At 44.7% G+C, this 13,597-nt stretch carries 14 protein-coding genes; 3 read left to right on the top strand and 11 right to left on the bottom strand.

The features are described from left to right. Nucleotides 1-161: 161 nt before the first annotated feature. The 6 genes from I8J31_RS06050 to I8J31_RS06025 form a co-directional block, all read right to left on the bottom strand. Nucleotides 162-1,154, bottom strand: a complete 993-nt coding sequence (locus I8J31_RS06050) for a TRAP transporter substrate-binding protein (protein ID WP_199467375.1) — start codon at nt 1,152-1,154, stop codon at nt 162-164. A 239-nt stretch (nt 1,155-1,393) separates the two neighbouring features. Next, nucleotides 1,394-3,493, bottom strand: a complete 2,100-nt coding sequence (locus tag I8J31_RS06045) for a tRNA(Met) cytidine acetyltransferase TmcA (RefSeq protein WP_199467374.1) — start codon at nt 3,491-3,493, stop codon at nt 1,394-1,396. Nucleotides 3,494-3,579: 86 nt separating this feature from the next. Continuing rightward, nucleotides 3,580-5,067 (bottom strand): 2-methylcitrate dehydratase, encoded by a 1,488-nt coding sequence (prpD, locus tag I8J31_RS06040; protein ID WP_199467373.1) that lies wholly within the window; start codon nt 5,065-5,067, stop codon nt 3,580-3,582. A 35-nt stretch (nt 5,068-5,102) separates the two neighbouring features. Further along, complete coding sequence (gene prpC / locus I8J31_RS06035; RefSeq protein WP_199467372.1) at nt 5,103-6,230, bottom strand: bifunctional 2-methylcitrate synthase/citrate synthase; 1,128 nt, start codon at nt 6,228-6,230, stop codon at nt 5,103-5,105. Between the two features lie 86 nt (nt 6,231-6,316). After that, nucleotides 6,317-7,207 carry a methylisocitrate lyase gene (prpB, locus tag I8J31_RS06030; RefSeq protein WP_199467371.1) on the bottom strand — a complete coding sequence of 297 codons (891 nt, stop codon included), beginning with the start codon at nt 7,205-7,207 and terminating at the stop codon, nt 6,317-6,319. A gap of 11 nt (nt 7,208-7,218) precedes the next feature. Further along, nucleotides 7,219-7,947, bottom strand: coding sequence for a GntR family transcriptional regulator (locus I8J31_RS06025; protein ID WP_199467370.1), 729 nt, complete (start codon nt 7,945-7,947; stop codon nt 7,219-7,221). 317 nt (nt 7,948-8,264) lie between these two features. On the opposite strand from I8J31_RS06025, the gene I8J31_RS06020 reads away from it, so the two are divergent. Beyond that, nucleotides 8,265-8,525 carry a DUF5062 family protein gene (locus I8J31_RS06020; protein ID WP_123095758.1) on the top strand — a complete coding sequence of 87 codons (261 nt, stop codon included), beginning with the start codon at nt 8,265-8,267 and terminating at the stop codon, nt 8,523-8,525. Nucleotides 8,526-8,529: 4 nt separating this feature from the next. Here the strand turns inward: I8J31_RS06020 and I8J31_RS06015 are convergent, their stop codons facing one another. Next, nucleotides 8,530-8,997 carry an Lrp/AsnC family transcriptional regulator gene (locus I8J31_RS06015; RefSeq protein WP_199467369.1) on the bottom strand — a complete coding sequence of 156 codons (468 nt, stop codon included), beginning with the start codon at nt 8,995-8,997 and terminating at the stop codon, nt 8,530-8,532. A gap of 135 nt (nt 8,998-9,132) precedes the next feature. On the opposite strand from I8J31_RS06015, the gene I8J31_RS06010 reads away from it, so the two are divergent. Then, nucleotides 9,133-9,843 carry a DUF1826 domain-containing protein gene (locus tag I8J31_RS06010; protein WP_199467368.1) on the top strand — a complete coding sequence of 237 codons (711 nt, stop codon included), beginning with the start codon at nt 9,133-9,135 and terminating at the stop codon, nt 9,841-9,843. Between the two features lie 35 nt (nt 9,844-9,878). Here the strand turns inward: I8J31_RS06010 and I8J31_RS06005 are convergent, their stop codons facing one another. The 4 genes from I8J31_RS06005 to I8J31_RS05990 all read right to left on the bottom strand — a co-directional run bounded on the left by I8J31_RS06005 (nt 9,879) and on the right by I8J31_RS05990 (nt 11,899). Further along, nucleotides 9,879-10,286 (bottom strand): SDR family NAD(P)-dependent oxidoreductase, encoded by a 408-nt coding sequence (locus I8J31_RS06005; protein ID WP_199467367.1) that lies wholly within the window; start codon nt 10,284-10,286, stop codon nt 9,879-9,881. A gap of 218 nt (nt 10,287-10,504) precedes the next feature. Further along, nucleotides 10,505-10,870, bottom strand: coding sequence for a Rossmann-fold NAD(P)-binding domain-containing protein (locus I8J31_RS06000; RefSeq protein ID WP_199467366.1), 366 nt, complete (start codon nt 10,868-10,870; stop codon nt 10,505-10,507). A gap of 69 nt (nt 10,871-10,939) precedes the next feature. After that, the gene (locus I8J31_RS05995; protein ID WP_199467365.1) at nt 10,940-11,332 is read right to left on the bottom strand and encodes a thiol-disulfide oxidoreductase DCC family protein; all 393 of its coding nucleotides are present in this window, start codon (nt 11,330-11,332) and stop codon (nt 10,940-10,942) included. Nucleotides 11,333-11,452: 120 nt separating this feature from the next. After that, nucleotides 11,453-11,899 carry a DUF3429 domain-containing protein gene (locus tag I8J31_RS05990; RefSeq protein ID WP_199467364.1) on the bottom strand — a complete coding sequence of 149 codons (447 nt, stop codon included), beginning with the start codon at nt 11,897-11,899 and terminating at the stop codon, nt 11,453-11,455. Between the two features lie 250 nt (nt 11,900-12,149). Between I8J31_RS05990 and I8J31_RS05985 the strand changes: the two genes are divergently transcribed. Beyond that, a complete protein-coding gene (locus tag I8J31_RS05985; protein ID WP_199467363.1) occupies nt 12,150-13,526 on the top strand; it encodes a glycine--tRNA ligase in 1,377 nt (458 codons plus the stop codon). Nucleotides 13,527-13,597: the final 71 nt, after the last annotated feature.

The raw sequence follows: 13,597 nt of genomic DNA, 5'->3' as shown, positions 1-13,597 counted from the left end.
CTCCTAAGTTCAGCGGACCTGAACATGTGGTAAAAAGCAGCTCGGGTGTTTTCGGCTCGTATCTCAAAAATGAGAGTTAAAATCTAGGAAAAATACCGAAAATAGCTGACCTCTTCTATTCGAAATGAAAGAGGTCAGCTGACTGCTGGGTAAGGAACTAATTAAGCGCCGGCAGCGGCTTTGATTAGATCTTTACCAATGTCGCTTTCGAACTGAGACCAAACTGGCTGCATGGTGTCGACCCATACTTTCAACTGATCAGCAGTTAAAGTATTGATCTTGCCACCCGCTTTTAGAATGTTAGCGCGGTTTGCGGCTTCTTTGGCTTTAACCGATAGGTTTGCTTCTTGTGTTACATCGTCAGCGATTTTCATGAATTGAGCACGATCTTCATCTGATAGGCTATTCAGAAAATCAGAAGAGGTCATGAACAAGTAAGCCAACAACTGGTGGTTGGTTTCTGTCACGCTATCTTGAACTTCATAGAATTTTTTCGTGTAGATGTTAGACCAAGTATTTTCTTGACCATCTACTACGCCTGTTTGTAGCGCACCATAGACTTCAGAAAAAGACATGGCTTGCGGAGACGCGCCCATTGCTGAAATCATTTGCTTCGCAACGTCGGATGTTTGTACGCGGAATTTCAAGCCTTTCGCATCGTTAGGTAATGTCAGTTGTTTGTTGGCAGAGAAGTATTTCATGCCAGACATCCAGTAACCTAAACCAACAAAACCAGCATACTCATCCATTTCGGTTAGTAGCTTTTTACCTTCTGCTGTATTGGTAAAACGAATGGCGTGATCCATATCTTTAAAGATAAATGGTAGGTCAAATACACCGTATTTAGAAGTATAAGAACCGAATTTAGATAGGGAAGGTGCAAGCAGCTGTACGTCACCTAATAGAAGGGCTTCAAGCTCTTTAGAGTCACCAAATAGGGTAGAGTTTGGAAAAACTTCAACACACAATTTGCCGTTCATTTCCTTATTAACGCGTTCTGCAAAATTGTTCGCAGCAACCACTTTAGGGTGAGTTGTACCACCAGTAACATGGCTGAATTTGACAACACGTTCGCCAGCGTCACAGCTTGCCAAAGCAGTATTTGCTGAGAAAGCAAGAGCGAGAGAGGTTAGAGCTAGGCTAATTTTTTTCATTGTTATTAGACTCCGATTACTAAGTAGTTATTATTGTTTACCCGATTTCAGCCAAAGAATGGCAGAGCAAAACAGGCGTTGCTAACTTCGTAATCTTTACATGATTTGTGCCAAGTTTTTAAAAAACAAAATAAGGTTTTGATTTTAAAGATAAAATTAAATTTAAAGTGAAATTTCTTAGGGGTTTTTAACTAAATAGTAGGGGGGATTACACACATGTCATATTTAAAAAGGGGTGGTCATCCACCCATTTTGTCTTTCGCTACTTGCTCTTTAAATACTTGTTCTTTAAGTAAAGCTTTAAAAGCTTGATGCATGGCTTTTTTACCAGAGAGTTTCGCTTGTTGGCGTGTTTTCTCGGTATTTCTGCCAAGCGCCGCTTCTATTGCCAGTTTATCTAGGGGGGTTTCAGGGTCGAGTTGGGCGTTTGAAGCGAGGTTGAGAATGGTTTTTAAAAATACGGCTCGAATACTATCAAAAGGTCTATGGTGCTCGATGAAGAGTTGTAGATCCTCTTGGTCATATTGAGAAAGCTGAGTTGCCAGAGTGGGCGCTTGACTACTTTGTAATATCTGCATGACGAGCTCTATGGGTAGACCTTGGTATTGCAATAAGAGGTTGATTGAAAAGTGTTCGAGAAAGCGTCGTTGCCAAGACTCTGCCTCTTGTTTTGCTATGGCTGTTAATGGTTTGAGCATCATTAAAGAGTAACTGCCACTGGCTTGATCTTTTGTTGTACCTAGGCGCACAGGAAGGTAAGCATTTTTCAACCAAAAGCCTAAAACATCTGAGGTGGCGGCAAAGCTGGTGCAGAGAAAATCACATTGTCCCTGTGCCGCGATTTCTATGTGGTTGAGCAACTGACTTCCCAAGCCCTTATTCTGCTGGCTTTGCTCTGTGGCAATGCGACTAATGCGCCAGTATTGGTAGCCTCCAGCGTTTTTAATGCCTTCATGGGCGAGTAAAGATTGGGGGAGGAGGTGGCCCCGGGGGCGGCGCTTGCCTTCGAGCACCGCTTGGCTTAACTCACTGGGTAGATTGCCCTCAGTTGTCATGATGGCAACACTCTTTAGGACACCGTCTTGCAAAGAGAGATAACTCAACACAGAAGGGTCATCCAGTATCCAACGTAAATTATCAGCTGAAGTTTGATAGTGAGCGCCAACTAATAGTTGAAAAGTCTTGTTCAGCAAGGCTGGCTGTTGCAACCACTCTTTTCCGGCCATGCTTTGGTATTCAATCGCTTGTGGTTTTTGTCTTTGTAACTCAGGGGGAGTGGTTGCTTCTGCAAGGCAGTGGGGTGTTAAACAGAGACAGTGATTGATCCAGTTTTCTAGTGGGTCATTTTCCCCCCATCGAATAGGTGCTTGTAATGACAGGGATGTTAAGCGCGGCTCTTGATCCGTTAAATAACGGCAAAAGCGTATGCCAAAGCCTTTTCCCGCGCCTTCATAACCATAATCTGTGGTACTAAAAATGCACTGATTGGCCTTCTGATGCAGCGACATGAGCAAGGGTACAGGAATCATCGCGGCTTCATCGACAAACAACCAATCCCATTGACTGTCATTGAGAAGTAACGCGTCAGGCGCGAAAAAGGGCAGCTTAATGGTTTGGTCGGTTTCAGCGACGACTTGTTCAAAACGCGCTTTAAGTGTGGCAATGGCTTCTTGGTTCGGCGCGGTGACGGCGACTTTTTTCCCTGCTAGTAGCATTTTTGCCAAACTGTCTCCCAGTAACGTGGACTTGCCTCTACCACGGGGAGCGATTAACACATGGTTTTTGGTTTTTGTCTGCAAAAGAGTGGCTTGCGCTAGAGACTGGTCTTGAGTCAATTGAGCATTGGCCTTGATTGATGCAAGCGCGGGTAAGGTTTTTATTGTATTCGAAGCAAGCTTAATAAAAGGTGAGGTGTCACTCTGAAGTTGGTTTAATAAATACTGTTTGAAATAAGAGTCGAGCTGTTCCGGTTCGTAGGGCCAAGGTAGATGACGGGCAAGGTCTTGGTCAGGCAGAGATAACCAATTGTCTTCAGGTAAAGCAATGGCAAACACACCACCAGCGCGCACTGTGCCAGATAAAATAGCCAAAGCACTGGCCGAGACACCTTGGGTAAGATCCAGCAAAATAGCGTCATGGTTCGAACCTAACTCTTGGCGCGCTTGCTTAAAACAACGAGTAGAAAAATCACCAGTGTTAAGTGCATCGTAGCCACTGACATCATGGGCGGCAATAAGAGGAGAATTGAGCTGTTTGCTGAGCAGTAAAAAGTCGGCGAGTAGCTGCGCCACGTTTCCTGTTAATAGGAAACAGTGGCGGTGGTGTGCTGATGTCGGCATAAAATCTCCTTGTGGTCAGCCTATCATACTGCGACCACAAGGAAGCGCCAACCTCAAAGGCTTTGAACCCTTAAGGGTTGATGATGTTAAGCAATCACAAACAGGTCCATAAAGCCTTGAACGGGTGTGCTTTCCAGTTTTTGCTGCTGCTTACAGAGATCAAAAATGGCTTGGCTTTGACGACTTGGAAAACGCGTCGCTAAATTGTTTTTGAATTTTTGTTCTAGCAAGGGAATGCCTTCTTCACGGCGACGACGATGACCTACAGGGTATTCGACGACCACTTCCTCTGTACTGCTGCCATCCTTAAAGAAAACCTGAATGGCATTGGCGATAGAGCGTTTATCGGCTTCTAAATATTCCGCAGTGAAGCGCTTATCTTCGACGATTTCCATTTTATCTCGTAGCTCATCAATAATAGGGTTTGCAGCGTGGAAGCTGTCTTCATAATGCTCTGCGACTAAGTTTCCAAACGCCAAAGGTACGGCGGCCATGTATTGCAAGCAATGGTCTCGGTCAGCGGCGTTTGCCAATGGGCCAGACTTGGAAATAATACGAATTGCCGATTCGTGGGTACGAATAACAATTTTCTCAATGTCCGCTAAACGATCTTTCACTTGAGGATACAGAGTCACCGCCGCTTCTGCTGCGGTTTGCGCATGGAATTCCGCTGGGAAGGAAATCTTAAAGAGAATATTTTCCATCACGTACGTGCCGTAATCTTGAGAGAAGGAGAACTGACGCTGATCGTCAGGCTTGATGGCTTGGTCTTTGTTGGTTTTTGAGAAAGACACATCGTAAAACCCCCACTGTGGTGCAGTCAGCACACTCGGAATTCCCATTTCACCGCGCATCGACATATCGGCTAGGCGCACGGCTCTAGAGGTTGCGTCCCCTGCGGCCCAAGATTTACGTGAGCCCGCGTTCGGCGCATGGCGATAAGTACGCAGGGCAGAACCATCGACCCAGGCTTGAGAAACGGCGGCCATGATTTGTTCTCGGTCACCGCCCATCATCTTGGTCACCACGGCAGTCGAGGCCACGCGAACCAATAATACGTGACATAAGCCGACGCGATTAAAGGAGTTTTCTAAGGCAATAACGCCCTGTATTTCATGGGCCATCACCATGGCTTCGAGTACTTCTCGCATGCTAATGGGCGCTTCGCCATTGGCGACTCTTACCTGAGAAAGATGATCCGCCATTGCCAATATACCGCCCAGATTATCGGATGGATGGCCCCATTCCGCAGCTAACCAAGTGTCGTTGTAATCGAGCCAGCGAATAATGCAGCCGATATCCCAAGCCGCCTTCACCGGATCGAGGGACAAAGACGTCCCCGGCACCCGGGCGCCATTGGGGACCACTGTGCCCTGTACGATCGGGCCAAGGTGTTTGGTGCATTCTGGAAAGCGTAGTGCCAACAGACCGCAGCCTAGGGTGTCCATTAAACAGTTACGGGCCGTATCTAGGGCTTCTTGACTGGTTACTTTAAAGGTCAGTACATAGTCAGCGATGTTTTGAATGACTTGGTCGTAATCCGGTCGGTTATTGATGTCTACGTTAGCGCTCATGTTGAGTCCTTGTTCATTGAATTCATTAGGTGGTTTTATTTTCTGTTGTCTATGGCAATCCACTCGGCATGGTCTGGGCCTGTGTAATCGGCACTGGGACGAATAATGCGATTGTTAGCGCGTTGTTCCATCACATGAGCCGCCCAACCCGTGACTCGGGAGCAAACAAAAATGGGCGTAAATAACGGGGTCGGAATGCCCATAAAACGATAGGCGCTGGCGTGGAAGAAATCGGCATTACAGAAGAGTTTTTTCTCGCGCCACATCACGGCTTCGCAACGTTCTGATACGGCGTACAAATGATCGTCTCCCGCTTCTTCGCTGAGTTTTTTCGCCCATTTTTTTATAATCTCGTTACGCGGATCTCGTTCGCTGTAGATGGCATGGCCAAAGCCCATGATTTTTTCTTTATTAGCAAGCTTTTGTAACAACGCAGCTTCGGCCTCATCTGCCGATTTCCAGGGTTCTATCATATCCATGGCGGCTTCGTTTGCGCCACCATGCAATGGGCCACGTAAGCTGCCAATGCCTCCAGTAATGCAAGAGTGCATATCTGATAGGGTGGAAGCACATACACGAGCAGTAAAAGTAGACGCGTTAAATTCATGCTCTGCGTATAGAATCAAAGAGGCGTTCATCACTTGGGTATGCAGTGCGTTGGGCGCTTTATCATGCAGCATGGTTAGGAAATGACCGGCCAGAGAAGGCACATGGGGGTTGTGTGTATCAATTCGCACGCCGTCGTGACTAAAGCGGTACCAGTACAGCACCATAGCAGGCAAGGTGGCGACTAATCTATCTGCTACCTGATGCTGATCTGCCATGCTGTTTTCTGGTTCTAAATTGCCAAGGAAAGAGCAACCAGTGCGCATCACATCCATTGGGTGAGTGTCTTTTGGAACCTGCTCTAGCACGGCTTTCAATGGCTCTGGTAAAGCACGCAGTCCCATGAGCTTTTCTTCGTAGGCGGTGAGTTCTGAACGATTAGGTAGGTTGCCATACAGTAATAGATAGGCGATTTCTTCAAAGCTCGCTTGGTCAGCAAGTACATCGATATCGTAGCCTCGGTAGGTTAATCCAGCGGCGGCTTTCCCGACGGTGCAGAGGGCGGTTTCACCTGCGCTTTGGCCTCGTAAACCGGCTCCTGAAAGTACTTTTGGCATGTTTCTTCTCCTTCTTTATTTTTATATTCAAAGGTTAGTGGATGACAAAAATGCAGTGCTATATTTACTCTAATAGTTTGCTCTTATTATTTAGACTCTTCTTTTGCTGAGAAGAGCACATCGAGTTTGTCTTCGTATTCATGGTAGTTAAGAAAGTCGTAGAGCTCGTTACGGGTTTGCATGCGCGTGACCACATTATGCTGGTGGCCATCTTTTAACAGGTGTTTATAAACATTTAGCGCTGCCTTGTTCATAGCGCGAAAAGCACTGAGAGGATAAAGCACCAGATCGACGCCTGCGTTGGCCAGTTCTGTTTTGGTGAACAAAGGCGTTGCGCCAAATTCAGTGATATTGGCCAGCACAGGTACTTTTACCGCATGAGAAAATTCTTGGTATTGCGCTAGAGTGAGCATGGCCTCTGGAAAAATCATATCGGCACCGGCTTCGACACAAGCGACAGCACGAGCAATAGCGGACTCCATGCCTTCAACAGCGAGGGCATCGGTGCGTGCCATAATGACAAAATTGTCATCATTACGGGCATCCACACAGGCTTTAATACGGTCTACCATTTCGTCTTGGCTGACGATGGCTTTATTAGGACGGTGACCACAACGTTTCTGTTGCACTTGATCTTCAATATGTACTGCCGCCGCGCCAGCTTTTTCCATTTGCTGAATGCTTCTGGCGATATTGAAAGCACCGCCAAAACCTGTGTCTATATCGACAAGTAGCGGTAAATTCGATGCCGAGGTAATGCGGCGTACGTCTTCTAATACGTCGTGTAGGTCGGTCATGCCAAGATCGGGTAGGCCATAAGACGCATTCGCTACTCCGCCTCCCGATAAGTAAATTGCATGATGCCCCGTTCTTTCTGCCATCATGGCACAGTAGGCGTTAACGGTCCCAACGACTTGCAAAGGAGACTGCTCTTTTACGGCTTGTCTAAAGCGTAAACCGGCTGAATCTTTTGTCATTGTTTTTCCCCTTATTGTTTAGGTTGATTGGCTGGGTGAATGGGTAATCCAGCCTTTGTGGGAAGCGAGACAGCTTGTTCCATCGCTTGTTTTAAAAGTTGACTTGCACGGCTAATGTGGCGACGCATCAGTAGCTCTGCAAGATCTCCTTCGTGATTGGCTATCGCATCTAAAATAGCTCTGTGTTCTCGTAATGCTTGGCGTGGATCACTCCTTTGATCTGAGGTATGACGGCGATACATACGGATAACGGCATACAGCTCTTCCGTTAGTAGACGGATGAGCTTGGCATTACCGCTGGCGTGAATGATGCGTAAGTGGAAGTCATCATTGCTTCCTTGTTGGATATAATGCTCGTCTTTATGGGCATCGAGATGGGCTTGGTGTTCGTCCAGTAAATGCGTTAAACGCAGGACATCGTCTTGGGTCATATTACTGGCTGCTAATCTTGCTGCCATGCCTTCTAGTGCTTCCCGCATGGTAAAGGTGTCGAGCATGTCTTGAATATTTAATTGGATAACGCGCGCGCCCACATTGGCAGTACGAGTGACTAGGCCGAGTCCTTCGAGTTTAACAATCGCTTCTCTCAGAGGGCCTCTAGACACACCATATTGCTTGGCGAGTTCGGGCTCAGAAATCTTACTGCCTTGGGCAATCTGGCCTTGCACTATGGCATTGGTTAGCTGTTGCGCTATGTCTTCTGACAGTGTGGCAGATTTGATGGGAATAAGCGGGTTCATAATCGACTAAAAGATCTTATTGTTGACAATATCATTCTTTATAGTCGTATTTTTGCGTTTTAACAAGGTTGATTGTCAACAATTTTCTCTTTGTTATTCATTCTTTAGTCGTATAGAGAGCTGATATACGGCCAATAAAAAAAGGTAACATTGTGTTTAATAAGCTTTTTTTGTATTTCTTTGGCAGAAAGGCTCGGTTGGGCTTAGTAAAGCTGATAAAGTCTGAAGAATAATAAAGAGGCGTGTTATCAATAGTGTCGACAATGGGTTTGTGCGAACTTGGTGACTGGTTGAACGATAAGGTTAGAGGAAGCAAGATGAAAAAAATAAAAAATGAAGCGGCGTTGAGTAAAAAAGCCATCCAAGTTGGCGAAAATTATGCGCTTAAGCGTGGCTATGATGGCTTTTCTGCCACCATGTCCGCGAATGAGAAAACCGAGTCCATTTATCGGTTATTAGTATTAGATAAATTAATTGTGGCTTTGCCAGCCGATAAAGAAGACCTACCTAGCATGAAGCATAAACTGGCTTTATGGATTCAAAAACATCTGCCAAAAGACGATCCGTTGCTTAAATAAGCCGTTATAAACCTAAAGGCAAGTGAGTAACATTTTTTACTTCCCGCATGGTGAAGTGACTTTGAGCTTCTTGAATGTGAGGAAGTTGCAATAACGTACCCCGTAAGAAGTTTTCATAGCCGCTAATGTTTTTGGCTACCACTCTTAGGCTATAGTCCATGGAGCCTGAGATGGTCCAACATTCCATGACTTCATCTAAGTCGACAATCGCTTGTTCGAACTCATCTAACATCTTTCTACCGTGGGAAGATAATTTGATATTGACCAATACGACTATGTCTAAACCCATTTTTTGTCGGTTTAAAATAGCTTGAGTGGATTGAATAAAGCCTTCTTGTTGCAGGCGGTTAATGCGTCTCCAGCAAGGAGACTGAGACAAGCCGATCTGCTCGGCAATGTCAGTGGCGGTTAAGTTTGCGTCAAGTTGTAATAGGTTCAGGATTTTACGGTCGGTCGAATCTAGGTTTTCCATAGTACTACTCTCTAACTAGTTATAACTCATATAAAGGATCTATCCGTTGAGCGTTGAGGCTCTTTTTAAAAGTGTTATGATATAACATAATATAAATTTATTTCTGCATATCGTACCAATTTATGGAAAGGATACATGAACAATATAATTTTAGGTCATAAGCGTGATGGTTTGAAAAATAGTAAAGAGCATAATTTGAATGTGTGTTGCCCTGATCCTATTTCCCCCATACTAAGCGTGGTCAAATCGTCTGATCAAAAAATATTGGCAGATATTTACCAGGATAATGTCAGCATGGTTATTTGGGAGCGTCCGCTTACTCGGTTGGCAGACTATTCTTCCTCTGCTCTGTCATTAGCACCAAATTTGGTCTTGAAAGCTCAAGATAGTCCAGAAAAGCTAGAGCGTTTACTGAAGAGTTTGTTGCCTGAGGCAGAGTATAAAGAGGTTTTTCTTCAAGATATCCGTTTGCTGATGGACATGTTTGCCTGTCTGTTTGATCTTGAGCAAGTCGGGTTGCGCTTAAACGCGCTATCTGGCGCCATGTGTCCACGCTTTCATGTGGATAAAATTCCCTGTCGATTAGTGACCAGTTATCAAGGTAATGGCACCGAGTGGTTAGAGGAAGCCGATGTGGTTCGGGAACAGTTAGGACGTGGTGGCAACCCCGCGAACCATAATAGTGGGTTAAGCGAAGATGGCAGGGTACAGCGTTTACAAGCGGGCGATGTCGCCATTATGAAAGGGGATAATTGGCCGGCATTAACGGGTCACGGCGTCGTGCATCGCTCGCCTGTCGCGAGTTTACATGACCAACGACTGTTTTTAAGTTTGGACATGGTATGAGCGTTTCTCTCTTACTTTATCGCTGTGTTGTTTGACTACCATTCAATTGTTTGGTTATTCCAGTCTAGATAAGCGGCTTTATTGTCCATTTTGACATTGTTCATGATGGCCAGTAGACGGGTCGCAACAAAGTCAGCTGAAAATAACCTGCCTTCAGGCACTGCGTGTTGGAAAGGTTTTGACAGGGGAGTATCCGTTGTACCTGGGTGAAAGGCGATGAGTTTGACATTTTTTGCCCTTCTGGCGTATTCCACGGCACTGGTTTGAATAAGCATGTTTAGTGCCGCTTTGGAGGCGCGGTAACTGTACCAGCCGCCCATTTTATTGTCGGAAATACTACCAACGCGAGCGCTGAATACCGCGACTTGAGTGGCTTCATTACCCTGCAAGACATGGATTAACTTACTTAAGGAAGGTCTGAACAAGTCCTCTTGTCTCAGCATGTGGATAAAAGCCTGTTATTCGAGGCGAGTGCCGAATGTGAATAGTTGCCCTATTGTCGAGGTGCTCAACAAAGAATTCAGGCTTTTAGACCATGCCCTTCGGGTCTTTCAGAGAAAACGCCACACTGCGTTGCGACTCTTTGAAAGGTACTTACATTACATCAGAGTCGCGCCTTATTTGACGATTTCTCTGAAAGACTGAGTCTTAGTAGACTTATTCAGACCTTCCTTAACCACAGCATAGGGATAATTGAGTTAGCATGGAAAACGGTTTGTAATTGAGACGTACTGATTTCTTCTAATTTTCTTTCTGGCATCATCTTCTCGTCGTGCAATATGCCATTGCATATCAATACCTTGGTGATTTTCCCCGTGTAATTAAATAGCTCCTTAGAGACTCTATCGATATCCTGTTCCGTATTATCGCAAACAAACCAAGAGGTTTTTGGCCCTAATGCGTTTTTTGGGATAGTGCGACTGACGGCCAAAATACCAAGACACTGTGTGTCGTCTTCAAATTGTTGTACGGACGATTGAGCAATCGTGCTGCTCGCCCCAACAATTAGCGCATAAAAAGACGACATAGTTGACTCCGATATATTCAAAGGTCTCTCAAAAACTGCCCAGTTAAGAGGTTTCTAAGCTGGTTGTTGCTATAGATCGCACTGGTCTTTCTGGCAAGATTCACAGCGAGCTTTTCCTGCTAGAAGCGCAGACAGAGGATGGCGATAACGGGCAAAAACACGATAGCCCATATCGGCAAATAGACGAATCACTGGCCAGCGTAAAACTTGCAGCCATTTATGTTTACCGACTAGATGCCAAGCCAGACAGGTCACATCTAACCCTTTGATGATGTCACCATTATCGAGTTGGCCATGTAATATCTTGTCTGCTTCGATAGGGTCTATGTGCGGGTAATGTAGGGTGAAATCTTCCCCATGAAGACTTTTTAAGGTGAGCTTTTTATCATGATCAAAAGCCAGTAGCTTTTTCATTTCAGCGGCGCAGAGTGGACAATGACTGTCATAAAAAATGGTAAGCATGCTTAATGGCTCAATAATACGAAGATAACTACTGTTACGTACAGTCGCGTCGCTTGGATCAGATTTTTGGCTTGTGGGCTTTTGATTTATAGAAAGAAGGCGTTTTTTTAACGATCAACATTAGTAATGTGGAAAGAGTACCAAGAGATGCAGTACACAAACGAAAATAGTAAGGAGAAAACGCATATTGGTATAGCGTGTGTGGGAGTTACCTTTGAATTTGATCCAGCGTGCGTCTACCCAAAAAACGCTAATAAAACCAAGTAACAACAGAGCAATGGATAATTCGGGCACGTTAATGATTAATGATGCCCATGCCCCGTAGGACAACACATTACTGCATATGAGTAGATAACTTCCAGAGGTGCTTTTTTCTTTATGAATGACTTGTCCCCAAAGCATACCACTTAGGTAGCTGAGTATGAGAGCACTATAGGTAGTGAACAAATGGGTTCCTGATACATCAAGAAAAGTCTTTGCTGTCAGGCTTAAATAAGCAGAAAAAACAAAAGGGATCATTCCTAGTACACCTAGAATGATCACTAGAGGTTGTGAATAGGTACGCATTTGAATGACCCTTTAATAAATAAAAACTTCAACTGTGTAAATATTATGAATCAGAAAATGTTTTATCTTAATGTTGTCATGATTTCCAGTTATATATCTTATCTTTACAAAAACTCGCTTCTTTTGCGCTTCTGTTAATCTTCATTGAGGGGAAGAGGGGCAATGGAGTACAATGGGAGGTTATCAGTCATTAGTAAAGCATGATTCCTCATGCTCTCATTAACGAAATATTGCTTAAGGTTGTTTAGAAATGCCAGCTAAAACAATGGATGAACTCGTCTCCCTTTGTAAACGTCGCGGATTTATTTTCCAAGGCAGTGAAATCTACGGTGGTATGCAAGGTGCTTACGATTATGGTCCGTTAGGTATTGAATTAAAAAACAACCTAAAAGCGGCTTGGTGGCGTTCGATGGTATACGAGCGTGACGATGTAGAAGGCCTAGATGCTGCCATCGTTCAAAACAAACACGTTTACAAATACTCAGGCCATGAAGACACCTTCACAGACCCAATGGTCGATTGTCACGACTGTAAGTCTCGTCTACGTGCCGACCACATGAAAGACATTAAAGTCTGTGACAACTGTGGTTCCACAAACGTCACAGAGCCTCGTGATTTCAACTTAATGTTCAAAACCAACGTTGGCCCAATGGTAGACGAAGAATCATATACCTACCTTCGTCCAGAAACCGCACAAGGCATTTTCACTAACTTCAAAAACGTCGTGGACTCTACCTCCCGTACTTTGCCTTTTGGTATCGCACAAATTGGTAAATCCTTCCGTAACGAAATTACCCCACGTAACTTTATCTTCCGTGTTCGTGAATTTGAACAAATGGAATTGGAATTCTTCTGTAAACCAGGTGAAGATGAAAAATGGCATGACTTCTGGGTTAATACACGCAAACAGTGGTGGTTGGACCAAGGCTTAACAGAAGAAAACATCGAATTTGAATACGTAACAGGCGACGACCTTGCCCATTACTCAAAATCCACAGTGGATATCTTGTACAAATTTCCACACGGTCTTGAAGAACTAGAAGGTGTCGCAAACCGTACCGACTACGACCTAGGTTCACATACCAAAGCACAAGAAGAATTCGGCCTTTCTGCGAAAGTGAAAAAGAACGAACACTCTACTGCCAAGTTAGCGATTCGTGATCTTGAAGCAAACAAATGGGAAGTACCTTTCTGTATCGAACCTTCTGCCGGCCTTGATCGTGGTTTATTAGCGGTTATGACAGAAGCCTACACAGAAGAAGAACTGGAAAATGGTACGACTCGTACGGTGCTTAAATTCAAGCCACACCTAGCGCCAATCAAAGTCGCCATCATGCCACTTAAAAAGAACAAACCTGAGATCGTTGCCTTAGCGAAAGAGCTTAAAAACAAGCTTCAAAAACTGGGCCTTGGTCGTATTCTTTATGAAAACACAGGTAACGTAGGTAAAGGCTACCGTCGTCATGACGAAGTCGGTACACCAATCTGTGTAACGGTTGATTTTGATTCTATCGAAAAAGAAGGCGCACCAGTTACCGTTCGTGACCGCGACACAATGGAACAGATCGTAGTGAACGCAGCGGACTTACCAGCGTATGTGATTAACTACTTTATCAACCAAGACTAAATTAGTCGGTTCATAAAGCGAATGTAAAATGCCGTTAAGATGAAAGTCTTAACGGCATTTTTTGTTTTGGG

Source organism: Marinomonas transparens, assembly GCF_016463975.1.
GTDB classification, from domain to species: Bacteria; Pseudomonadota; Gammaproteobacteria; order Pseudomonadales; family Marinomonadaceae; genus Marinomonas; species Marinomonas transparens.
Note: the sequence above shows the minus strand (reverse complement) of the source record. Positions and strands in the feature narration are given on the sequence as shown.

What these genes read in the sequence shown, in the direction of transcription:
- prpC (WP_199467372.1), bottom strand. Translation starts at nt 6,230, where the DNA reads ATGCCAAAAGTACTTTCAGGAGCCGGTTTACGAGGCCAAAGCGCAGGT.
- I8J31_RS06045 (WP_199467374.1), bottom strand. Translation starts at nt 3,493, where the DNA reads ATGCCGACATCAGCACACCACCGCCACTGTTTCCTATTAACAGGAAAC.
- I8J31_RS06020 (WP_123095758.1), top strand. Translation starts at nt 8,265, where the DNA reads ATGAAAAAAATAAAAAATGAAGCGGCGTTGAGTAAAAAAGCCATCCAA.
- I8J31_RS05990 (WP_199467364.1), bottom strand. Translation starts at nt 11,899, where the DNA reads ATGCGTACCTATTCACAACCTCTAGTGATCATTCTAGGTGTACTAGGA.
- I8J31_RS06050 (WP_199467375.1), bottom strand. Translation starts at nt 1,154, where the DNA reads ATGAAAAAAATTAGCCTAGCTCTAACCTCTCTCGCTCTTGCTTTCTCA.
- I8J31_RS06005 (WP_199467367.1), bottom strand. Translation starts at nt 10,286, where the DNA reads ATGCTGAGACAAGAGGACTTGTTCAGACCTTCCTTAAGTAAGTTAATC.
- I8J31_RS06010 (WP_199467368.1), top strand. Translation starts at nt 9,133, where the DNA reads ATGAACAATATAATTTTAGGTCATAAGCGTGATGGTTTGAAAAATAGT.
- prpB (WP_199467371.1), bottom strand. Translation starts at nt 7,207, where the DNA reads ATGACAAAAGATTCAGCCGGTTTACGCTTTAGACAAGCCGTAAAAGAG.
- I8J31_RS06025 (WP_199467370.1), bottom strand. Translation starts at nt 7,947, where the DNA reads ATGAACCCGCTTATTCCCATCAAATCTGCCACACTGTCAGAAGACATA.
- I8J31_RS06000 (WP_199467366.1), bottom strand. Translation starts at nt 10,870, where the DNA reads ATGTCGTCTTTTTATGCGCTAATTGTTGGGGCGAGCAGCACGATTGCT.
- I8J31_RS05995 (WP_199467365.1), bottom strand. Translation starts at nt 11,332, where the DNA reads ATGCTTACCATTTTTTATGACAGTCATTGTCCACTCTGCGCCGCTGAA.
- I8J31_RS06015 (WP_199467369.1), bottom strand. Translation starts at nt 8,997, where the DNA reads ATGGAAAACCTAGATTCGACCGACCGTAAAATCCTGAACCTATTACAA.
- prpD (WP_199467373.1), bottom strand. Translation starts at nt 5,067, where the DNA reads ATGAGCGCTAACGTAGACATCAATAACCGACCGGATTACGACCAAGTC.
- I8J31_RS05985 (WP_199467363.1), top strand. Translation starts at nt 12,150, where the DNA reads ATGCCAGCTAAAACAATGGATGAACTCGTCTCCCTTTGTAAACGTCGC.